The organism is Streptomyces sp. NPDC014801 (assembly GCF_043082085.1).
In the GTDB taxonomy this organism is placed as follows: Bacteria; Actinomycetota; Actinomycetes; order Streptomycetales; family Streptomycetaceae; genus Streptomyces.
In genome coordinates this window covers 64,435-84,400 of the sequence record NZ_JBIBXG010000001.1, presented here as the reverse complement: position 1 = coordinate 84,400, position 19,966 = coordinate 64,435, and the positions used below count along the sequence as shown (strand labels likewise).

General features: G+C 72.4%; 18 protein-coding genes. 9 read left to right on the top strand and 9 right to left on the bottom strand.

Translation table 11 applies throughout. The annotated features are described in order from the left end of the window. Window positions 1-95 precede the first annotated feature (95 nt). The 3 genes from ACF1AL_RS00375 to clpS all read right to left on the bottom strand — a co-directional run bounded on the left by ACF1AL_RS00375 (window position 96) and on the right by clpS (window position 2,862). Window positions 96-1,556, bottom strand: coding sequence for an amino acid permease (locus tag ACF1AL_RS00375; protein WP_366834280.1), 1,461 nt, complete (start codon window positions 1,554-1,556; stop codon window positions 96-98). Window positions 1,557-1,926: 370 nt separating this feature from the next. Further along, entirely contained in the window at window positions 1,927-2,532 is a 606-nt protein-coding gene (locus tag ACF1AL_RS00370; protein WP_366834279.1) for a DUF2017 domain-containing protein, read from the bottom strand. A 12-nt stretch (window positions 2,533-2,544) separates the two neighbouring features. After that, entirely contained in the window at window positions 2,545-2,862 is a 318-nt protein-coding gene (clpS, locus tag ACF1AL_RS00365; RefSeq protein ID WP_384203533.1) for an ATP-dependent Clp protease adapter ClpS, read from the bottom strand. A 121-nt stretch (window positions 2,863-2,983) separates the two neighbouring features. Here clpS and ACF1AL_RS00360 point away from each other — a divergent pair, with 121 nt between their 5' ends. Together ACF1AL_RS00360 and ACF1AL_RS00355 are read left to right on the top strand one after the other, a co-directional pair. Further along, the gene (locus ACF1AL_RS00360; RefSeq protein WP_366834277.1) at window positions 2,984-4,312 is read left to right on the top strand and encodes a nicotinate phosphoribosyltransferase; all 1,329 of its coding nucleotides are present in this window, start codon (window positions 2,984-2,986) and stop codon (window positions 4,310-4,312) included. 203 nt (window positions 4,313-4,515) lie between these two features. Then, window positions 4,516-5,109, top strand: coding sequence for an isochorismatase family protein (locus ACF1AL_RS00355; protein ID WP_366834276.1), 594 nt, complete (start codon window positions 4,516-4,518; stop codon window positions 5,107-5,109). A gap of 102 nt (window positions 5,110-5,211) precedes the next feature. Here the strand turns inward: ACF1AL_RS00355 and ACF1AL_RS00350 are convergent, their stop codons facing one another. After that, entirely contained in the window at window positions 5,212-5,553 is a 342-nt protein-coding gene (locus ACF1AL_RS00350) for a hypothetical protein (protein WP_366834274.1), read from the bottom strand. Window positions 5,554-5,698: 145 nt separating this feature from the next. Further along, entirely contained in the window at window positions 5,699-8,047 is a 2,349-nt protein-coding gene (locus ACF1AL_RS00345) for an immune inhibitor A domain-containing protein (RefSeq protein WP_391694337.1), read from the bottom strand. 346 nt (window positions 8,048-8,393) lie between these two features. On the opposite strand from ACF1AL_RS00345, the gene ACF1AL_RS00340 reads away from it, so the two are divergent. After that, complete coding sequence (locus ACF1AL_RS00340) at window positions 8,394-8,636, top strand: hypothetical protein (protein ID WP_384203525.1); 243 nt, start codon at window positions 8,394-8,396, stop codon at window positions 8,634-8,636. Window positions 8,637-8,659: 23 nt separating this feature from the next. Here the strand turns inward: ACF1AL_RS00340 and ACF1AL_RS00335 are convergent, their stop codons facing one another. Both ACF1AL_RS00335 and ACF1AL_RS00330 read right to left on the bottom strand, forming a co-directional pair. Continuing rightward, window positions 8,660-9,436, bottom strand: coding sequence for an RDD family protein (locus ACF1AL_RS00335; RefSeq protein WP_391694334.1), 777 nt, complete (start codon window positions 9,434-9,436; stop codon window positions 8,660-8,662). 122 nt (window positions 9,437-9,558) lie between these two features. Next, a complete protein-coding gene (locus ACF1AL_RS00330) occupies window positions 9,559-11,421 on the bottom strand; it encodes an RDD family protein (protein ID WP_391825211.1) in 1,863 nt (620 codons plus the stop codon). A gap of 229 nt (window positions 11,422-11,650) precedes the next feature. Between ACF1AL_RS00330 and ACF1AL_RS00325 the strand changes: the two genes are divergently transcribed. Beyond that, entirely contained in the window at window positions 11,651-12,061 is a 411-nt protein-coding gene (locus ACF1AL_RS00325) for an SsgA family sporulation/cell division regulator (protein WP_366834268.1), read from the top strand. A 56-nt stretch (window positions 12,062-12,117) separates the two neighbouring features. Here ACF1AL_RS00325 and ACF1AL_RS00320 read toward each other — a convergent pair whose 3' ends face one another. After that, window positions 12,118-13,524 (bottom strand): FAD-linked oxidase C-terminal domain-containing protein, encoded by a 1,407-nt coding sequence (locus ACF1AL_RS00320; protein ID WP_366834267.1) that lies wholly within the window; start codon window positions 13,522-13,524, stop codon window positions 12,118-12,120. Between the two features lie 205 nt (window positions 13,525-13,729). On the opposite strand from ACF1AL_RS00320, the gene ACF1AL_RS00315 reads away from it, so the two are divergent. Then, a complete protein-coding gene (locus ACF1AL_RS00315; RefSeq protein WP_391825431.1) occupies window positions 13,730-15,109 on the top strand; it encodes a tetratricopeptide repeat protein in 1,380 nt (459 codons plus the stop codon). A gap of 77 nt (window positions 15,110-15,186) precedes the next feature. Here the strand turns inward: ACF1AL_RS00315 and hppD are convergent, their stop codons facing one another. Further along, window positions 15,187-16,335 carry a 4-hydroxyphenylpyruvate dioxygenase gene (hppD, locus tag ACF1AL_RS00310; protein WP_366834266.1) on the bottom strand — a complete coding sequence of 383 codons (1,149 nt, stop codon included), beginning with the start codon at window positions 16,333-16,335 and terminating at the stop codon, window positions 15,187-15,189. A 124-nt stretch (window positions 16,336-16,459) separates the two neighbouring features. Here hppD and ACF1AL_RS00305 point away from each other — a divergent pair, with 124 nt between their 5' ends. The 4 genes from ACF1AL_RS00305 to ACF1AL_RS00290 all read left to right on the top strand — a co-directional run bounded on the left by ACF1AL_RS00305 (window position 16,460) and on the right by ACF1AL_RS00290 (window position 19,898). Further along, window positions 16,460-16,942 carry an Lrp/AsnC family transcriptional regulator gene (locus ACF1AL_RS00305; RefSeq protein WP_366834265.1) on the top strand — a complete coding sequence of 161 codons (483 nt, stop codon included), beginning with the start codon at window positions 16,460-16,462 and terminating at the stop codon, window positions 16,940-16,942. Window positions 16,943-16,961: 19 nt separating this feature from the next. Next, window positions 16,962-17,609, top strand: a complete 648-nt coding sequence (locus ACF1AL_RS00300) for an ABC transporter permease (RefSeq protein WP_384203514.1) — start codon at window positions 16,962-16,964, stop codon at window positions 17,607-17,609. A gap of 88 nt (window positions 17,610-17,697) precedes the next feature. Next, window positions 17,698-19,005: a betaine/proline/choline family ABC transporter ATP-binding protein gene (locus ACF1AL_RS00295; protein ID WP_391825430.1), complete on the top strand. Its 1,308-nt coding sequence runs from the start codon at window positions 17,698-17,700 to the stop codon at window positions 19,003-19,005. Window positions 19,006-19,121: 116 nt separating this feature from the next. Further along, window positions 19,122-19,898, top strand: coding sequence for an ABC transporter permease (locus tag ACF1AL_RS00290; protein ID WP_391825429.1), 777 nt, complete (start codon window positions 19,122-19,124; stop codon window positions 19,896-19,898). Window positions 19,899-19,966 lie beyond the last annotated feature (68 nt).

Genomic DNA, 19,966 nt, shown 5'->3' with positions numbered 1-19,966 from the left:
GCGGCAGCCGCCCGGGGCACCACGAGAGCCCCGGGCGGCTGGACGTCCCTGGCGGGCGCCTTCGGCGGTCGCCGAGGCGCTCGGCCGGGTGTGCCTCAGTGCTCGACGGAGGCCGTGGCCTGCCGCTCGCCGCGCTTCTTGAAGGCCGCGGCCTCGGGGTTGCGGCTCTTGAGCACCAGGTAGGACACCCCGAGGATCAGGGCCCACACCGGCGCGCAGTACAGCGAGATGCGCGCGTCCTTGTCGATGCCCATCAGCACGATCACCATGCCGATGAACGCGAGCGCGAACCAGCTGGTCAGCGGGGCGCCCGGGGCGCGGAACTCGCTGCGCGGCAGCTCCCCGCGGTCGGCCTTGGCCCGGTAGCGGAGCTGGCAGACCAGGATGACGATCCAGGCCCACATGCCGGAGATGGTCGCGAAGGACACCACGTAGTCGAACGCCTTGCCCGGCCACTGGTAGTTGATCCAGACGCCGACCATCATCAGCGCGGCGGAGAACGTGGTGCCGACGAGCGGGGTACCGCTGCGCGTCAGCTTGGTGAAGAACTTCGGACCCTGGCTGTTGAGCGCCAGGTCGCGCAGCATGCGGCCGGTGGAGTACATGCCGGAGTTGCAGGAGGACAGCGCGGCGGTCAGCACGACGAAGTTGACGATGCCGGCGCCGGCGGCGAAGCCCATCTTCTCGAAGGCGGCCACGAAGGGGCTCACGCCCGCGTGGAAGTTCGTCCACGGCACGACCGAGAGGATCATGATCAGTGCGCCGACGTAGAAGACGGCGATGCGCCACGGCACGGTGTTGATCGCCTTGGGCAGCACGGTCTTCGGGTCCTTGGACTCGCCGGCGGTGACGCCGACCAGCTCGACCGCGAGGAAGGCGAACATGACCATCTGCAGGGTCATCAGGCTGTTTCCGACGCCGTGCGGGAAGAAGCCGCCCTGGTTCCACAGGTGGGCCACGGAGGCGGTGTCGCCCGCGTCGGAGAAGCCGAGCGTGAGGATGCCGGCGCAGATCAGGATCATGCCGATGATCGCGGTGACCTTGACCATCGAGAACCAGAACTCCAGCTCACCGAAGAGCTTCACGGAGATCAGGTTGGCGCCGTACAGGACGACGGTGAAGACCAGGGCCGACAGCCACTGCGGGATGTCGAACCAGTACGTCATGTAGGAGGCCGCCGCGGTCACCTCGGTGATGCCGGTGACGACCCAGAACAGCCAGTACGTCCAGCCGGTCACGAAGCCCGCGAAGGGGCCGATGAACTCGCGCGCGTACTCCGAGAAGGAGCCGGACACCGGGCGGTACATCAGCAGCTCGCCGAGCGCCCGCATGATGAAGAAGATGACCAGGCCCGCGATGGCGTACGCCAGGATCAGGCTGGGGCCGGCCTTGGAAATGCCCTTGCCCGCGCCGAGGAAGAGGCCGGTGCCGATGGCACCGCCGATGGCGATCATCTGGATCTGCCGGGCTCCGAGCCCGCGCTGATACCCCTCGCCGCCCTCGTGCGCCACGGCCTCGTTGCCGTCGCGATGCTGGTCGACCTGCGCAGAGGTCATGTGTGGTGCGCCTTTCTCCATGCCGACCCGCGCCTTGAGTCGGCCGCGGATCGGGTCTCGATCCCCCCGGATGATGGAGCTGAGCGGGCTACACGCGCCTGCTCGTGCCTGGCCGGTGGTTACCGGCTCGGTGGCGCACCCGGCTGAACATGGGTGGTGTTCGCCGGGCGGTCGTGAAGATTTATCACGGCCGCAACAGAGATCACAGGTGTGCCCTGTGAGGCATCCCACAGGGAGAAGCGGACAAAGGCCACCCGAACGGGGCGTAAGAGGGCACCGCTTTCACAGGATCGTTATCCGGATTTGAGCGTCCTCTGAGCGGACGCCCGTATCCGGACACGTCGGGAAAGGTTGGGGCAGTCGGCGAGGGTCAGGGCATGAGGGTGGTGACGAGGGTTTCCTGGAGTCCGCCCAGCCACAGGTACGCCATCACCATCGGCTTGCGCGGGTCCTCGTCCGGGAGCCGGTAGAGCAGGTCGGTGTCGTCCTCGTCGGTGATGTCCAGCCGGGAGCCGATGGCCAGGCGCAGGTCGTTGAGCGCGCCCAGCCACTGCCGGGACTCCTCCGGGGACAGCTTGAGGACGGCGCCGCCGTCGCCCGCGGGGGTCAGCGCGTCCAGGGAGCGGATCACCGCGAGGGCGTTGTCGCGCTTGCCGGCGCGCAGGTCGTTCTCGGTGTACCGGCGGAACTCGGCCGAGTGCGCCTTGGCCTCCTCGGCCGCCTGCGCGGTGGGGGGCTGCTCCTCGGGGTCGGTGTAGGCGTCCGGGAACAGGCGCTTGAGGACCGGGTCGGAGGGCGGCTCGCTCGGTCCCTCGGCGAACAGCTCGGCGAGCGGGTCGGCGCCCGCGTCCTCGGCGGGGCCGGGGCCGATCAGCTCCAGGAGCTGGACCGCGAGGGAGCGGATGATGGAGATCTCGACGTCGTCGAGGGCGACGGCCGCGCCGCCGCCGGGGAGCGGTTCGAAGGTTCCTGGCATGGAGAAGGTTCGCTACTTCCGGTCCTGCTGGAGGGTGGCCCACAGACCGTAGCCGTGCATGGCCTGTACGTCGCGTTCCATCTCCTCGCGGGTTCCGCTGGAGACGACCGCCCTGCCCTTGTGGTGGACGTCGAGCATGAGCTTGGTGGCCTTGTCCTTGGAGTACCCGAAGTACGTCTGGAAGACGTAGGTCACATAGCTCATGAGGTTGACGGGGTCGTTGTGCACGATCGTCACCCAGGGAACATCGGGCTCGGGTACGGCGGACACCTCTTCCGCCGACTCGGTCTTCTCGATCTCGATGGGTGCGGCTGCCGTCACACTGCCCATGCTGCCACCTGAGGTGGGTACTCGCACAAACGGCCCCCCGGGACACGGCGTTGCGCGGGGGGCCGAGATCACATCCGGCTTAAATCGTCAGAGTGACGAAATGGGAGTAGCATCCGTTGCCATGAACACAGCGGACCTTGGGCTGCCGGTGGACGTTCCCTCGACGGCGCTCTTCACGGACCACTACGAGCTGACGATGCTGCAGGCCGCCCTGAAAGCCGGTACGGCCGAGCGGCGGAGCGTGTTCGAGGTCTTCACCCGGCGGCTGCCCAACGGCCGGCGCTACGGCGTCGTCGCGGGCACCGGACGCGTCCTGGACGCGGTGGAGAACTTCCGCTTCGACGCCGGTGTGCTCGGCTTCCTGCGCGAGCGCTCCGTCGTCGACGACGAGACGCTCGACTGGCTCGCCGACTACCGCTTCAGCGGCGACATCTGGGGCTACCCCGAGGGCGAGGTGTACTTCCCCGGTTCGCCGATCCTGCGGGTGGAGGGCTCCTTCGCCGAATGCGTGCTGCTGGAGACCGTGATCCTGTCGATCCTCAACCACGACTCCGCGATCGCCGCGGCCGCGTCCCGGATGACGGCGGCGGCGGGCGGGCGGCCGCTGATCGAGATGGGCGCCCGGCGCACCCACGAGCTGTCCGCGGTGGCCGCGGCGCGCGCCGCCTACGTCGGGGGCTTCGCCTCCACCTCCGACCTGGCGGCCGGGTTCCGCTACAACATCCCCACCGTCGGCACCTCCGCGCACGCCTTCACCCTGCTGCACGACAGCGAGCGGGACGCCTTCCAGGCGCAGGTGGACTCCATGGGCCGGGGCACCACGCTGCTGGTGGACACCTACGACGTCGCCGAGGCCGTACGGACCGCGGTGGAGGTCGCCGGGCCCGAGCTGGGCGCGGTGCGCATCGACTCCGGTGACCTGCTGCTGGTGGCGCACCGGGTGCGGCAGCAGCTGGACGAGCTGGGCGCGACCGCCACGAAGATCCTCGTGACCTCGGACCTCGACGAGTACGCCATCGCCTCGCTGGCGGCGGCGCCGGTGGACGCCTACGGGGTGGGCACGCAGCTGGTGACCGGGTCCGGGCACCCGACGGCGTCCATGGTGTACAAGCTGGTCGCCCGGGCCGAGACGGCGGACCCGCGGGCGCCGCTGAAGCCGGTGGCGAAGAAGTCGTCCGGCGGCAAGACGTCCATCGGGGGACGCAAGTGGGCCGCGCGGCGGGTGGACGCGTACGGGGTGGCGGAGGCCGAGGTCGTGGGCACCGGGGCCGTGCCGCACGAGCTGGCGGACCGGCAGCTGCTGGTGGAGCTGGTGAAGGGGGGCGAGGTCGTGGGGCGTGAGCCGCTGGATGTGGCGCGGGAGCGGCATGCGGCGGCGCGGGCGGGCCTGCCGTTGTCCGCGACGCAGCTGTCGCGGGGGGAGCCGGTACTGCCTACGGAGTACGTCTAGGTAAGGGGTGCCCGGCGTCGTGCCCGCGGACTACGCGGACGGTGACTGCAACCCCTCAGGGGCCCGGGGAACTGCGCGACCAGCCACCCACCCGCCCGCACCCGGACACGGTCTGTGCCCGCCCCGCGACTGGCCCCCCGCGGGGGCGGGTAGACAGGTCGTGTCGTGACACTCTGTAGATCCCATAGCCCGAAGGACACCGCATGCGTCGCGCCTTGATCGTCGTCGATGTGCAGAACGACTTCTGCGAGGGAGGCAGCCTCGCGGTGGCCGGGGGTGCCGACGTCGCCGCCGCCATCACCGAGCTGATCGGGCAGGCGCCCGCCGGCTACCGGCACGTGGTGGCCACCCGGGACCACCACATCGCCCCCGGGGGCCACTTCGCGGACGAGCCGGACTACGTCCGCTCCTGGCCGGCGCACTGCGTCGCCGGCACCGAGGGCGTCGGGTTCCACCCGAACTTCGCGCCCGCCGTCGCCTCCGGCGCGATCGACGCCGTGTTCGACAAGGGCGCCTACGCGGCCGCGTACAGCGGCTTCGAGGGCGCCGACGAGAACGGCGTGAAGCTCGCCGACTGGCTGCGGGCCCGCGAGATCGACGAGGTGGACGTCGTGGGGATCGCCACGGACCACTGCGTACGGGCCACCGCCCTGGACGCGGCGGCCGAGGGCTTCCGTACCCAGGTGCTGCTCGACCTGACCGCCGGGGTGGCCCAGGAGACCACCGACCGGGCGCTGGAGGAGATGCGCGAGGCGGGCGTGGAGCTGACCGGCAAGCCGGTCGTGGCCCGCGGCTGAGGCACGCCGAGGGCCCGCGGCTGAGTCACGCCGAGGGCCTGCCGCTGTGTCCCGCCGGGGGCCCGCGGCCGGCTCACGCCGGGACGGCCCCGCGCGGGCGCGTCACGTCTGGGGCGCCGGGCGGCGCAGCAGGGAGCGGATCGGGTGCCACAGTTCCGTCGCCAGGTCGGGTGAGGTGACACCGTTGTCCGGTGCCGTCCGCCACACCAGCCCGTCGGGGTGGTGCAGGACGGCCGTGATCTCGTCCGGGGTGGGCGGGGCCGCGTTGCCCCGCAGGTAGACGGCGCGCAGGCCCAGGTTGCGCAGCCGGGTGAGGGCCCGGGCGCGGTTCTGGGCGTGGACCAGGACCCGCACTCCGGCGGGGCCGTCGCCGGCCGGGCGCGGCAGGTTCAGCGCCACCACCACCGTGCCGTTCGGCAGCTTGCAGAAACCCCCTGCGGCCATCTGGTCACATCCCCGTTCCGGTCGGCGCCGACGCCGCTGCCGGCGCCGGTGTCAATAAGACAGTCACAGCACGCACCTAAACACGATCGGCGGCAACCCGCCAGGGGGTTACCGCCGATACGCGTCTGACCTGCGGAAATGCCGACTACTTCACCGCGGGGCCGACCTGGAGGTTGATCGTCGAGCCGTCCTTGGCCTCCTTGACGATCCGGATCCGGGTGTTGGTGTCAGTGACCTTCACACCGGAGGCCGGGTTCGTGGCGTCCCAGTAGGTGCCGGCGTGGTCGTCGAAGACCGAGACGCCGGAGGACGGCCAGATCTTCGTCGCGACGTCCGCCCTGTGCAGCGTGATGCCGTCCGTCGGGTACAGGCTGAAGGGCGCGTCGTAGGACTGGATGCGGCCGCGCATCAGCGTGCCGTCCTTCCAGCGCAGCGCCTCCGGGTGGGAGTCGATCGGCAGGATCAGGCCGGCGCCGGGGTGGGTGCCGGTGTTGTTGTCCGCCTGCGAGGTGTCCCACTTCCAGATCAGCAGGCCGTTCTGGTACGGGTAGTGCTCCACCCAGTCCGGGCGGGACGCGAAGCCGAAGTTGTACGGGCCGGTCTTCAGCGTCTTGTCGTACGACACGTACTGCCGGTTCTCGGCGATGTAGTACTGCGCGTAGTCCTTGGTGAAGGACGCGCCGATCCGGGAGAAGCCGGCCGCGGTCCACGCGGCGTCCGCGCTCTCGGCGTTGTCGGAGAACACGGGGGTGCCGTCGGCGGTCACCGTGATCTCGTCGGCCGCGAAGCCCTTGAGGGCGACGCCGCCGTCCGTCTGGTAGCGGAAGCGCAGGTCGATCTTCTTGCCCGCGTAGGCGTCGAGCGAGTACGCCAGCTTCTTGTAGCCGTCGACCGAACCGGTCAGGGCCGGCTTGTCGCTGCCGTCGCGCGGGATCGGCGATCCGTCCACCGTGCCGTCGAGGGCGGTCCAGTTGGCGCCGCCGTCGGTGGAGACCTCGGTGTACAGGTAGTCGTAGCCCGCCTCGATGTCGTACCAGCCGTCGAGGGTGAGGCCGGCCGACTTCTTGCCGGTGAGGTCGACGCTGCGGGTCAGCGTGTTCTTCAGGTCGTCGCCGCTGCCGCTCCACCACTGGGTGGCGCCCTGGGCGGGCTGGACGACCGTGGTGGTGACCGCCTTGTCGGGCAGGTTCACCACGAGGGCCTGCTTGTCCCAGGTGTTGTACTCGGCGACGCCCAGCTTGTGCGTGGACTGCTTGCCGGCCTTGGCGGTGTCGTAGTTGAGCCAGCCGAGCTGCAGCTTGTCCCAGGCGTTCATGTCGCCCGGCAGGTCGCCGATGGCGTTCTCGCCGCGGCCGAGCCAGGAACCGGAGGACATCAGCGTCCAGAAGCCGGTGGAGTTCTCGCCGCCCGCGGTGTCGTACTCGTCGGGCAGGCCGAGGTCGTGGCCGTACTCGTGCGCGTAGACGCCGAGGCCGCCGTTCTCCGGCTGGATGGTGTAGTCGCCGACCCAGATGCCGGTGTTGCCGATCTGGGCACCGCCCAGGCGGTTGTTCGCGGGGCCGGTGGCGCCGGCGTCGGTGCCGAAGGCGTACCAGCGGTGGGCCCAGATCGCGTTGGTGCCCTCGGCACCGCCGCCGGCGGACTCGTCCTCACCGGCGTGCACGATCTGGAAGTGGTCGATGTAGCCGTCGGGCTCGTTGAAGTTGCCGTCGCCGTCGTAGTCGTAACGGTCCCACTGGTCGAACTGGGCGACGTCCGCCTTGATCTGGGCGTCGGTGCGGCCGGCCGCCTTCTGCTGGTTGACCCAGGCGTTCAGGCCGTCGCTGACGACGTTCCACACGCTCGGGCAGTTGGTGGAGCCGCAGGCGTTGTTGCCGTAACGGGCCTCGTTGTAGGGCACCTTGACCCAGTCGGAGACCTCGCCGTCGACCGAGTAGCGGCCCGAGGACTGCTTCTCGTAGTACTTCTTGACCGACTCGACGTTCTTGCCGGTGCCGAAGTACAGGTCTTGGAAGTGCCGGCGGTCGTAGTCGGCCTGCCAGGCCGTGGAGTTGTCCTTGGTGCGGTCCGGCTGCGGGATCGTGTTGTGCAACGGGCCGGGCGTGCCGCCGAACTTGGGGTCGGCCTGGTCGCCGAACTCGACCAGGATGGTGAAGATCTTGTCGGTCTTCTCCCGGCCAAGCTCGACGTACTTGCTGTCGCCCTTCTTGCTCTTGAGCTGAACGACCTTGGAGCCGTTCTTGTCCTTCACCTGGGCCTTGCCGGATATGACCTGGTCGAGCGCTTCCTGACGCTGCGCTTCCTGGGTCTTGCTCAGCGGGCCGTCCAGGTCGTGCTTCTGCTGCTTCACCGGCGCCGGGTCGTGCCGGTCGACGCTCGTGGCGCCGGCGGTCGTGGCCGCCTCGGCCACCGCGAAGGTGGTGAAACCGGCGGAGGCCGCCGCGAGCGCGACACCGATGGCCGCCGCTCGGAACATCCAGGATCTACTGGTCACTTGAGTTCCTCCCCCGCGTGGGCGCACGCGGACGGGGGGCCCTTTGGTCATGGCGGGAGCCGCGCGCGCGTGATCAACGCGTGTAATCAAGTGACGACATTTGACTAGAGGTTTGAAAGAAAAGACAGATCTTGACTTGGACAAGTCAAGTGCACTATGCGGAAGAGAGGTTCGCTTTGCGGACACCCGGCGCTCATCCCGCCGTCGCTCGGACACGCCTCGGACATGACTCGGTGCGCCCCCTGTGCACCGGCACTGTTGGTCAGGTCACGCTTACTCTTCGTTCCGCTCGGGCATGCACGCGAATAGAGTCGAGCACACCCCCGCTTCCGAGGACACGATTGCCATGCCTCGTCCGACCGTCGCACAGCTCGTCTACGGTTCGACCACCGTGATCTTCTCGACGCTCGCCATGCTGCTGCTGTCGCAGACGAGTTCGGGCCCGGCGATCGCGGTCATCGCCGTCGCGGCACTCGTGCTCGGCCTGCTGGTCGCCGTGACCGTGCCGGCGCCGTCGCCCTCCCGGGCGGCACGGGCCTCCGATGCCGCCGGGGAGGCGGTACGGCAGCCGACGGCCTCCGTGCGCTGAGCGGACGTCACGCCGAGCGCACGTCAGCCGGTCGACACGACCACCGTCTTGGCCGCCTTGTCGTGCAGGCCCTGTTTGTAGGGCTTGTCGAAGTAGCTCCAGCCGCCGCAGATCGCCGTCCAGATGCAGGCGCAGCAGAAGGCGAACGGGATCCACAGCACGGCCGCGCGCGTCAGCGAGGTCTGCACCGAGGGGTTCTGGCCGTTGTCGAGGTTGGCCACCCGCATGTTCAGCCACTTCTTGCCGAGCGTCTGCCCCGTCCGGTTGATCAGGTACGTGTCGTAGGCGATGTAGAGGACGGCGGCGACGACGGACTGCCCGATCGACTTGCTGACCTCGATCTTGTTGCCGTCCACCGTGTACTCGTTGACGCCGAAGCCCCAGGAGAGCAGCCAGACGACGATCCCGACGAGGATCATGTCGATGATCCGGGCCAGCGTGCGCCGGCCGCTGTCCGCCAGCGGGGGCATGCCGGCCAGCGGGTCGGCGGGGTAGCCGGAGCCACCGCCGTACGGGCCGCCGCCGGGCGGCTGTCCGCCGTAGGGACCACCGCCGCCGGGCGGCTGTTCACCGTAGGGTCCGCCGCCGTACGGGCCATCACCGGGGGGCGGCTGGCCTCCCGGCGGGGGCGGACCTCCGGGCGGCGGCTGGCCTCCCGGCGGGGGCTGGCCTCCCGGCGGGGGCTGGTTGCCGTGGGGGGTGTCGTACGGCGAGCCCTGCCCCGGGCCGGGCGGGGGCTGCTTGCGGAACGGGTCGTCTTCGGGCGGCGGGCCGGAGCCGGGGGGCGGTTCGCTGCTCATGGCCCGAGTGGACCGCGAAGCCGGGGACCGTGCATCCGGCGGGCCGCCGGACGGAGTACCGGACGCGGCGGCGGGGTGACGGACCCTCAGCCGCCGCCGTCCGCTCCGCGGGCGACGGACCCTCAGCCGGCGACGAACGTGTGCGCCGCCTTGTCGTGCCAGCACTGGTGCCACGGGCGGTCGAACAGGCACCACGCGACCCCCACCACACCCACGGCGAGCAGGCCGGGGACGCTGTACACCAGCCAGCGGCGCAGCGCGGCACCGAACGACGGCGCCTCGTGCCCCTCGATGTCCCGCACCTCCAGCCCGAGCAGCTTCTTGCCCAGGGTGCGGCCCCAGCGGGCGGTGGGCAGCGCCTCGTAGAGGACGCCGGCCACGAGCAGGACCGCGAGGACCACGCCGAGGTAGACACCGGTCGTGCCGTCCAGCAGCCAGACGGTGACCTCGCGGCCGGACAGCCTGGCCGCGTCGACCTTGTCGCTGATGTGCTGGGCGGCCTTCGTGCCGAGCGGGACGGCGGCCACGGAGGTCACCGCCCCGAGCACCACCGTGTCGATCAGCCGGGCGGCGAGCCGCTTGCCCAGGCCCGCGGGGCGCGCCGACGCCTGACGCCGGGCGGCCGCCTGGAAGACGTCCTCCACGGGCGGCTTCCAGGGCGCCACGGGCTGCTCGCCCTCTCCCCCGGCCAGCTGGTGCACCTGCTGCGCCCAGGACGCCTGGCCCCCGCCGGGGCCGGTGGTGAGGGGCGTGGACAGGGGTGCGGAGCCGCCCGCGGCGGGTGCGGGCGCGGGCCGGTGGCCGGGGACGGACGGCGCCCCGGCGGCCGGGCTCGCGGCCGGGCCGGCGCCCGGTCCCGCGGCCGCACCGGCCACGGGCAGGGGCGCGCCGGCCTGGTGCGGTACGCCGGGTGCGGCCGCCGTGGCGGACGCGGGGGTGCCGGGGGCGGACGCGGCAGGACCGGGGCGGGCGCCGCCGGGCTGGTGGCCGGCGAGCGCGGTGGGGGCGGAGGGCGCCTGCGCACCGCCGAGCTGCGGGCCCTGGGCCGCCTGGCCCGCGCCCATCTGCGGTCCCTGCGCCGCCGGGCCGGGGCCGCCGGCCTGCGGGTTCTGAGGCGCGGAGGTCTGAGGCGCGGAGGCCTGGGGCGTGCCGCCCCGCGGCGACACCGCGCGCATCGTGATGGTGCCCTCGTCGGAGTCGCGGCCCGTGCCGGGCCGTGCGCTGCCGCCCGGCGCGGCGGACGACGTACCCGGGGTTCCGTTCCCCGCGCCCGCGCCACCCGTCGGGCGCCGGAAGACGAACGTGCCGTCGGAGGGCACGTCACCCGAGGCCGCACCCGCACCGGGAGTGCCCGCACGCCCGTCGGCCGGCCGCCCGTCGGCAGACCGGGCCTCGCCGGGCCGTCCCTCGGCCGGGACCCGCGGGTCGGCCCCCTGCGCGGCGCCCCACGACACCCGCCGGTCCTGGTCGCCGCCGTAGCCGGACTGCCGGGACCGCTCGGCACCCCACGAGGACGCCGGCTCGGGCCAGCCGCCTTGGGCGGCACCCGCCTGGGGCGCGGCCCCCTGCCCGGGCACCCCGTGCCCGGCACCGCCCTGCGCCGGACCACCGGCCACGGCACCGCCGTGCTGTCCCGCACCGCCCGGCGCGGAACCCGCGACCACCGGCCCCTGCGCAGGACCGCCCGGGGACGCAGCACCCGAAGCCGCAGCACCCGGAGCCGTGCCCCCGGTCGCCGGCTCCGGCTGGGGGTCCTCGTCGAAGAAGTGCGGGCCGGTCTCCTCGACGGACGGTGCCGCCGGAGGGGTCGCCGGGCGGACGCCGGGCGGCGGGAGAAGCGGTTCGCCGTCCGTCGGCGCCGGACGGCTGGTGCCCGGTACCCAGGCGGCACCGTTCCAGTACCGGACGTAGCCGGGGATGGACGGGTCCGGGTAATAGCCTTCGCGGGGCCGCTCGTCGCCGGGGGCCGGGGTTGGGGCGCTCATGTCCGTCGTCCCGTATCTGTCGAGGGGGTCGTATGGCGGCCTCCACATCTATCAGACGAGCGCAACCGCCACCGCCTCTCCCGCAGGACCCGCCCCTTTCCGGGCAACGCCGCACCCCTTCCTTCACCGCGTCGGAGAAAATTTCGCGGAACCCGCGTAATGCTCCCGGCCCGGCGCCCTCTCCCTCGTGCGGGCCCACAACAGGGCCCCAGGACCCGAGAGGAACGAGATGCACACCGTCGTGGAGCGCGAGCTGGAACTGCGGCTGATCCTGTCACCGGAGCACGGCATCCCCGTCCCGGCCCGCCTGGCCTACCGCACGGACGATCCGTACGCCGTGCACATCACCTTCCACATCAACTCCGACCACCCGGTGCACTGGACGTTCGCCCGGGAACTGCTGATCGAGGGCGTGTTCCGGCCGTGCGGGCACGGGGACGTGCGGGTGTGGCCGACGAAGGCCGACGGGCGCAGCGTCGTGCTGATGGCGCTGAGCTCGCCGGACGGGGACGCCCTGCTGGAGGCGCCCGCCGCCCAGGTGTCGGCGTGGCTGGAGCGCACGCTGCGGGTGGTGCCGCCGGGGTCCGAGAGCGAGCAGCTGGGGATCGACGACGCGCTCGACCAGCTGCTCGCCCGGTGACGACGGCGGGCGGGAGGTGTCACGAGAGGCGGGACGTCGCGGAAGGCCGGGACGCGTCAGAAGAGCTTTCCGGGGTTGAGGATGCCCAGCGGGTCGAAGACCTGCTTGACGGCCCGCTGCATCTCCACCCCCACCGGGCCGATCTCACGCGCCAGCCACTCCTTCTTCAGGACGCCCACGCCGTGCTCGCCGGTGATGGTGCCGCCGAGTTCCAGGCCGAGGGCCATGATCTCGTCGAAGGACTCGCGGGCGCGCCGCGACTCGTCGGGGTCGGCGGCGTCGAAGCAGACCGTGGGGTGGGTGTTGCCGTCGCCGGCGTGCGCGCACACGCCGATGGTCAGGTCGTACTTCTCGGCGATGCGTTCGACGCCGTCCAGCATGGCGCCGAGCCGGGAGCGCGGCACGCACACGTCGTCGATCATCGTGGTGCCCTTGACCGCCTCCAGCGCGGTCAGGGACAGCCGGCGCGCCTGGAGGAGCAGTTCGGACTCGGCGGCGTCGTCCGCGGGCACCACCTGGGTGGCGCCGGCCGCCTCGCACAGCGCGCCGACGGCGGCGAGGTCGGCGGCCGGGTCGGGGGTGTCGAAGGCGGCGAGCAGCAGCGCCTCGGTGCTCTCGGGCAGGCCCATGTGGGCGAGGTCGTTGACCGCCTTGACCGTCGTACGGTCCATCAGTTCGAGGAGTGAGGGGACGTGCCCCTCCTCCATGATCCGGCACACGGCGTCGCAGGCGGCGGTCGCCGAGGCGAACTCCGCGGCCAGCACCAGCTGCTCGGGCGGCTTCGGCTTGAGCGCGAGGACGGCCTTGACGACGATGCCGAGGGAGCCCTCGGAGCCGACGAACAGCCGGGTCAGGTCGTATCCGGCGACACCCTTCGCGGTGCGCCGGCCGGTCGACATCAGCCGGCCGTCGGCGAGGACGACGTCGAGACCGAGGACGTACTCGGCCGTCACGCCGTACTTCACGCAGCACAGGCCGCCGGAGGCGGTGCCGATGTTGCCGCCGATGGTGCACATCTCCCAGCTGGAGGGGTCCGGCGGGTAGTACAGGCCGTGTTCGTTCACCGCGCGGGAGAGCGTCGCGTTGATCACGCCCGGTTCGACGACGGCGACCCGGTCGACGGGGTTGATCTCCAGGATGCGGTCCATCCGGGTCAGGGACAGCACGATGCAGCCGTCGGTGGCGTTGGCGCCGCCGGACAGGCCGCTGCGGGCGCCCTGCGGGACGACCGGCACGCGCAGCTCGGAGGCGACGCGCATGACGTGCTGCACCTGCTCGACCGTGCGCGGCAGGACCACCACGGCGGGGGCGCCGGCCGGGCAGAAGCTCGCCATGTCGTGGGCGTAGGAGGCCGTGACGTCGGGATCGGTGAGGACCGCCTCGGCGGGCAGGCCGGAGCGCAGCCGGTCGAGGAGGTTGCCCGTGTGCTCGTCGCGAGGCGCTTCGATACGGCTCATGATCACAGGTTCGCACCCGGGGCCATCGGTGTGAAGTCCGCGGATGAGGGCTGCCGTATCCCCGGGGGGACGGCGGGGCTGACGCACAGTGAGCGCCATGGAGAACCAGGTGTCCGCCCCGCAGAACCGGGAGAAGCCGAAGGCGCACGAGGAGCAGCACGAGCACCAGGGCCGGGAGGGTCGGGAGGGCGCCGTGGACGCCGTCGTGCCCATGTGGCGCAGGCGGCCGGTGCGGGTCGTTCTCGCCACGCTCGCGGGGTGCGCGGTGCTCGGCGGGGCGCTGCTGCTGTGGCCGGGCGGCGAGCGGGCGGCCGGGCCGCCGGCACCGGCCGCGGGGGCGCAGGCGCAGGCCGCGGTGCTCACGGGGGCGCCGGCCGCGCTGCCCGACCTGGACGTGCTGATCGGTGAGCGGGAGACGTATCTGCGCACGCACCCCAGGGACGCCCGGTCGTGGGCGCTGCTGGGCGCGGCGTACGTGGAGCGGGGGCGGCGGACGGCGGACGCGGCCGGCGCCTTCCCGAAGGCGGAGCGGGCCCTGCGGACCTCGCTGTCGGTGCGCGGCCGGGGCAACGCCGAGGCGCTGGAGGGGCTCGCGGTGCTGGCGAACGCGCGGGAGGACTTCCGGGCGGCGCGCGGCTACGCCGAGGACGCGCTGCGGGCGCAGCCCAAGCGGTGGACGGCGTACGGCCCGCTGATCGACGCCTGTACCGGGCTCGGCGACTACAAGGCGGCCGGGCGCGCCCTGGACCGGCTGACCGTGCTGCACTCCGGCCCGGCGGTGCGGGCGCGGGCGGCGGGTGTGTACCGGGACCGCGGCTGGCGGGAGGACGCGGCGGCGGCGCTGGCGGACGCGGCGGCCTCCGCGCAGGGACCGGCCGAGCGGGCGGCGCATCTGGAGCGGGCGGGGCAGCTGGCGTTCGAGCGCGGGGAGCCGGAGGCGGCGCTGCGGCACTTCCGGGAGGCGGTGCGCCTGGACCCGGACCAGCGGGCGGCGCAGGCCGGGCAGGGGCGGGCGCTGGCGGCGCTGGGCCGCACGTCGGAGGCGCTGAGCGCGTACCGGGTGGCGCTGGAGCGGCAGCCGCTGCCGCAGTACGCGCTGGAGCTGGGCGAGTTGTACGAGTCGCTGGGGCTCACGCAGGCGGCGCGGGTGCAGTACGAGCTGCTGCGCGAGCGGGTGCGGCGGGACGCGGCGGGCGGGGTGGACGGCTCCCTCGTCCTCGGTCGGCTGGAGGCCGGCCACGGGGACCCGGCCGAGGCGGTGCGGCTGCTGCGCGGCGCGTGGCAGCGCCGGCCCGGCATCGAGGTGGCGGACGCGCTGGGCTGGGCGCTGCACCGGGCGGGGCAGGACGCGGAGGCGCTGCGGTACGCCGTGATCGCCACCGACCAGGAGCACGGCGGCACGGTCCGCAGCGCGCCGTACGCCTACCACCGCGGGATGATCGAGAAGGCGCTGAACAAGCAGGGTCCGGCCCGCCGCCGTCTGCAGGAGGCGCTGCGGATCAACCCGTACTTCTCGCCGCTGGCCGTCCCCGAGGCGCGGACGGCTCTCGCGGCGCTGGGCGAGCCGCCGGAGGTCGCGCTTCCGCGCTGACCTCCGGCGGCCCCTCGGTCGGCGGCCCCTCGGTCGGCGGCCCGTCGGCCGGCGTAGGGTCGCCGGCCGAGGGTCGGCTAGAGGTTGCCGCGCTTCTCCTGCTCGCGCTCGATCGCCTCGAACAGGGCCTTGAAGTTGCCCTTGCCGAAGCCCATGGAGCCGTGGCGCTCGATGATCTCGAAGAAGACGGTCGGCTTGTCCTGGACCGGCTTGGTGAAGATCTGCAGCAGGTAGCCGTCCTCGTCGCGGTCGGCGAGGATCTTCAGCTCGCGCAGGGTGTCCACGGGCACCCGGGTCTCGCCGACCCACTCGCCGAGCGTGTCGTAGTAGGAGTCCGGGGTGTCGAGGAACTCCACGCCGGCCGCGCGCATCGTGCGCACGGTGGCGACGATGTCGCCCGTGTTCAGCGCGATGTGCTGGCAGCCGGGGCCGCCGTAGAACTCCAGGTACTCGTCGATCTGCGACTTCTTCTTGGCGATGGCCGGCTCGTTGAGCGGGAACTTCACCTTCAGCGTGCCGTCGGCCACGACCTTCGACATCAGCGCCGAGTACTCGGTGGCGATGTCGTCGCCCACGAACTCCTTCATGTTCGTGAAGCCCATGACCTTGTTGTAGAAGGCCACCCACTCGTCCATCTTGCCGAGCTCGACGTTGCCGACGCAGTGGTCGATGGCCTGGAAGGTGCGCTGCGCGGGCGGCTCGACGATCGGCTTGGCGGCGACGTAACCGGGCAGGTAGGGGCCGTCGTAGCCGGAGCGCTCGACGAGGGTGTGGCGGGTCTCGCCGTAGGTGGCGATCGCGGCGAGGACGACCGTGCCGTGCTCGTCCTTCAGCTCGTACGGCTCGGCGACGCTCTTCGCGCCCTGCTCGACGGCGTAGGCGTACGCGGCGCGCGCGTCCGGCACCTCGATGGCGAGGTCGATGACGCCGTCGCCGTGCTCCGCCACGTGCCGGTCGAGGAAGTGGCCCCAGGCGGTCGCCGGCTTGATCACGGAGGTGAACACGAACCGGGCCGAGCCGTTCTCCAGCACGTAACTGGCCGTCTCGCGGCTGCCGTTCTCCGGTCCGGAGTAGGCGACCAACTGCATGCCGAAGGCGGTGGAGTAGTAGTGCGCGGCCTGCTTGGCGTTGCCCACGGCGAAGACGACCGCGTCCATTCCCTTGACCGGGAAGGGGTCGGCCTGCCGGGCGGTCGCGTCGGGAGTGTGGTGTGTGGTCTGCGTCATAGCCGAAGCCTGGCCCCGCTCTGCAAGGTGCGCAATAGTTTGCGTATTCGCTGTGCATTCTGCTCAGCCGTACGGCCGTACCGACGGACTTTCTGTACAGGATGCCCACCGCTGGGAGGCTGCTGTGGCGATCGATCACCTGGACGGCCGGATCATCGTGCTGCTCGCGCAGGAGCCGCGCATCGGGGTGCTGGAGATGTCCCGGCGGCTCGGTGTGGCACGCGGGACCGTGCAGGCGCGGCTGGACCGGCTTCAGTCGAACGGAGTCATCCGCGGATTCGGTCCCGAGGTGGATCCGGCGGCCCTCGGCTACCCGGTCACCGCGTTCGCCACGCTGCAGATCCGGCAGGGCCAAGGAGCCGACGTGCGGGCCCACTTGGCGACCGTGCCGGAGGTGCTGGAGCTGCACACCACGACCGGCACCGGGGACATGATGTGCCGGCTGGTGGCCCGCTCCAACGCCGATCTCCAGCGGGTGATCGACCGCGTCGTCGGTTTTGATGGCATCGTCCGGGCCTCCACCGCGATCGTCATGGAGAACCCCGTCCCGCTGCGGATCATCCCGCTGGTGCAGCAGGCGGCGGAGGACCGGGAGCGGACCATGTGACCCATCGGGGGTGAGGCCGGTGAACTTCTGGGAGTACCTCTCCACCCGCCACCAGCAGCTGCTCACCGACGCCTGGCAGCACGCGAGCGTGGTCTTCCAGTGCATGGTGCTCGCGACCGCCCTGGGCGTGCTCCTCGCCGTCGCCACCTACCGCAGCGCGTGGGCCGGCAACCTCGCCACGCTCACCACGGCCACCGTCCTCACCGTGCCCTCGCTCGCCCTGATCGGCCTGCTGATCCCCGTCGTGGGCCTGGGCGTGCCGCCGACGGTGATCGCGCTGACCCTGTACGGGCTGCTCCCGGTGGTGCGCAACGCGGTCGTCGGCCTGCGCGGGGTGGACCCCGCACTGGTGGACGCGGCGCGCGGCATCGGGATGTCCTCCCCGATGCGCCTGCTGCGGGTGGAGCTGCCGCTGGCCTGGCCGCCGATCCTGGCCGGCATCCGGGTCGCCACCCAGATGCTGATGGGCATCGCGGCCGTCGCCGCCTACGCCTCCGGGCCCGGACTCGGCAACGAGATCTTCCGCGGGCTGGCCTCGCTGGGCAGCAGGAACGCCCTCAACCAGGTCCTCGCGGGCACGCTCGGCATCGTCGTGCTCGCCCTGCTCTTCGACGCCGCGTACGTCCTGATCGGGCGGCTGACCATTCCGAGGGGGATCCGTGTCTGACGTGTCCGAGGTGCAGGACCTCCCCGGCAGGCGGGAGCGGCAGGAGCCGCGCGGAGCGTCCGCCGCGCCCCTCGCGCCCGGCGCCTGCGTGGCCGGGGCGGCCATCGATCTGGAGCACCTGACCAAGCACTACCCCGGCTCCCCGGACCCGGCCGTCGACGACGTCTGCCTGCGGATCGGGGCCGGCGAGACCGTCGTCCTCGTCGGCCCGTCCGGCTGCGGTAAGTCGACGACCCTGAAGATGATCAACCGGCTGATCGAGCCCACCGGCGGCCGCATCCGCATCGACGGCGAGGACGTCACCGGCATCGACCCGGTGACGCTGCGCCGCACGATCGGGTACGCCATCCAGTCGGCCGGGCTCTTCCCGCACATGACCGTCGCGCAGAACATCGCACTGGTGCCGAAGATGCTCGGCTGGCCCAAGGCGCGGATCCGCTCCCGGGTGGAGGAGCTGCTGCACCTGGTCGGGCTGGACCCCGGCGCGTTCCACGGCCGCTATCCGCGCCGGCTGTCCGGCGGCCAGCAGCAGCGCGTCGGCGTGGCCCGGGCGCTGGCCGCCGACCCGCCGGTGCTGCTGATGGACGAGCCGTTCGGCGCGGTCGACCCGATCACCCGCGAGCACCTGCAGGACGAGCTGATCCGCCTCCAGCGCGAGCTGCGCAAGACGATCGTGTTCGTCACCCACGACATCGACGAGGCCGTCAAGCTCGGCGACCGCATCGCGGTACTGCGGGAACGCTCGCGCATCGCGCAGTTCGACACCCCCGAGGCGATCCTCACCCGTCCCGCCGACGCCTTCGTCTCCGGGTTCACCGGCGCCGGGGCGGCGCTGAAACGGCTGAACCTCACCCGCGTACGGGACATGCGGACCGATGGCTGCCCGACGGTCACCGTGGACACCCCGCTGCAGCAGATCCTCGGCCTGCTGCGCACCGGCGGCACCGGCGAGATCCTGCTGCTGGACCGGCGGGGCCGCCCCCACCGGTGGCTGCGGCGCGGCGACCTGATGCGGGCGCGCGGCTCTCTGGCCCGCGCGGGTACGCCGGTCACCGGCACGGTGAGCCGGGACGCGACCCTGCGCGACGCGCTGGAGGCGGTGCTCACCGACCGCGCCGGACGGGTCGCGGTGACCGGTCCGGACGGCGCGTACGCCGGGGTCCTCGCCCTGGAGACGCTGATGCGCTCCGTGCACGGGCTGCTGGCGTCCGAGCGGTTGGAGGCGGGGGGTGGCCGTGGCCGGGGCGACCTGCGGGAGGCGCGGTCGGCGCGGGCGGGGACGCAGCCGCAGCCGCGGTCGCGGCCGTCCGCGGAGGTGGCCGCCGAACCGGCCGCGGACGCAGCCGCGGAGGTGGCCGCGGAACCGGGGCGCGAGGCGGAAGGGTGGTCGGCGTGAGCGGTTCCGCGCAGGTCAGGGACGTGCCCGCCGGCGAGGAGGAACCGGCGGCTCGGGGTCGGGCCGCGGGCGAGGCCGAACCGGCGGCTCGGGTCCGGTCCGCGGCGCGGCCGCGGGTGAGCCGGCCGCGGGTGAGCCGACCGCGGGTGAGCCGGCCGCGGGTGAGCCGGAACAAGCTCACCGTCCTGCCCACGGCACTCGTCGCACTGCTGCTGGCGACCTGGCTGTGGTTCACCCGGGCCGACCTGGACCAGATCACCCGCAACGCCCTGTCCGGCGGCCAGGTGACCAAGGCGCTGTGGCAGCACGTGCAGCTCACGGTGATCTCCACCTTCTTCGTCCTGGTCATCGCGCTCCCGCTGGGGGTGCTGCTGACCCGGCGGACGTTCCGGCGGGCCACCCCGGTGGCGATGGCGCTCGCCAACACCGGCCAGGCCACCCCGGCGATCGGCCTGCTCGCGCTGCTGGTGATCTGGCTGGGCATCGGCCGCCGGGCCGCCCTGATCGGCATGGTCGCCTACGCCGTCCTGCCGGTGCTGTCCAACACGATCGCCGGCCTGCGGGCCAACGACCCGACGCTGCTGGAGGCCGCGCGCGGCATCGGCATGTCACCGCTCGGGGTGCTGCGGAAGGTGGAGCTGCCGCTGGCGGTGCCGCTGATCCTCGCCGGGGTGCGCACGGCGCTGGTGCTGAACGTCGGCACAGCGACGCTGGCCGCCTTCGGCGGGGGCGGCGGACTCGGCGTCCTCATCACGACCGGGATCACCACCCAGCGGATGCCGGTGCTGATGCTCGGCTCGATCCTCACGGTCGCGCTCGCCCTGCTGGTGGACTGGCTGGCGTCCCTGGCGGAACTGCTGCTCACGCCGCGGGGTCTGGAGCCGGGGACGTGAGACGACGGCTCCCGGCGACCCTGCTGAGCTGCGTGCTGCTCACCGTTCCCGGCTGCGGGCTGACCAGC

Coding starts and splice junctions, on each gene's coding strand:
- ACF1AL_RS00325 (WP_366834268.1), top strand. CDS start 11,651: ATGCACACCGTCGTGGAGCGCGAGCTGGAACTGCGGCTGATCCTGTCA.
- ACF1AL_RS00315 (WP_391825431.1), top strand. CDS start 13,730: ATGTGGCGCAGGCGGCCGGTGCGGGTCGTTCTCGCCACGCTCGCGGGG.
- ACF1AL_RS00370 (WP_366834279.1), bottom strand. CDS start 2,532: ATGCCAGGAACCTTCGAACCGCTCCCCGGCGGCGGCGCGGCCGTCGCC.
- clpS (WP_384203533.1), bottom strand. CDS start 2,862: ATGGGCAGTGTGACGGCAGCCGCACCCATCGAGATCGAGAAGACCGAG.
- ACF1AL_RS00340 (WP_384203525.1), top strand. CDS start 8,394: ATGCCTCGTCCGACCGTCGCACAGCTCGTCTACGGTTCGACCACCGTG.
- ACF1AL_RS00375 (WP_366834280.1), bottom strand. CDS start 1,556: ATGACCTCTGCGCAGGTCGACCAGCATCGCGACGGCAACGAGGCCGTG.
- hppD (WP_366834266.1), bottom strand. CDS start 16,335: ATGACGCAGACCACACACCACACTCCCGACGCGACCGCCCGGCAGGCC.
- ACF1AL_RS00360 (WP_366834277.1), top strand. CDS start 2,984: ATGAACACAGCGGACCTTGGGCTGCCGGTGGACGTTCCCTCGACGGCG.
- ACF1AL_RS00350 (WP_366834274.1), bottom strand. CDS start 5,553: ATGGCCGCAGGGGGTTTCTGCAAGCTGCCGAACGGCACGGTGGTGGTG.
- ACF1AL_RS00335 (WP_391694334.1), bottom strand. CDS start 9,436: ATGAGCAGCGAACCGCCCCCCGGCTCCGGCCCGCCGCCCGAAGACGAC.
- ACF1AL_RS00355 (WP_366834276.1), top strand. CDS start 4,516: ATGCGTCGCGCCTTGATCGTCGTCGATGTGCAGAACGACTTCTGCGAG.
- ACF1AL_RS00330 (WP_391825211.1), bottom strand. CDS start 11,421: ATGAGCGCCCCAACCCCGGCCCCCGGCGACGAGCGGCCCCGCGAAGGC.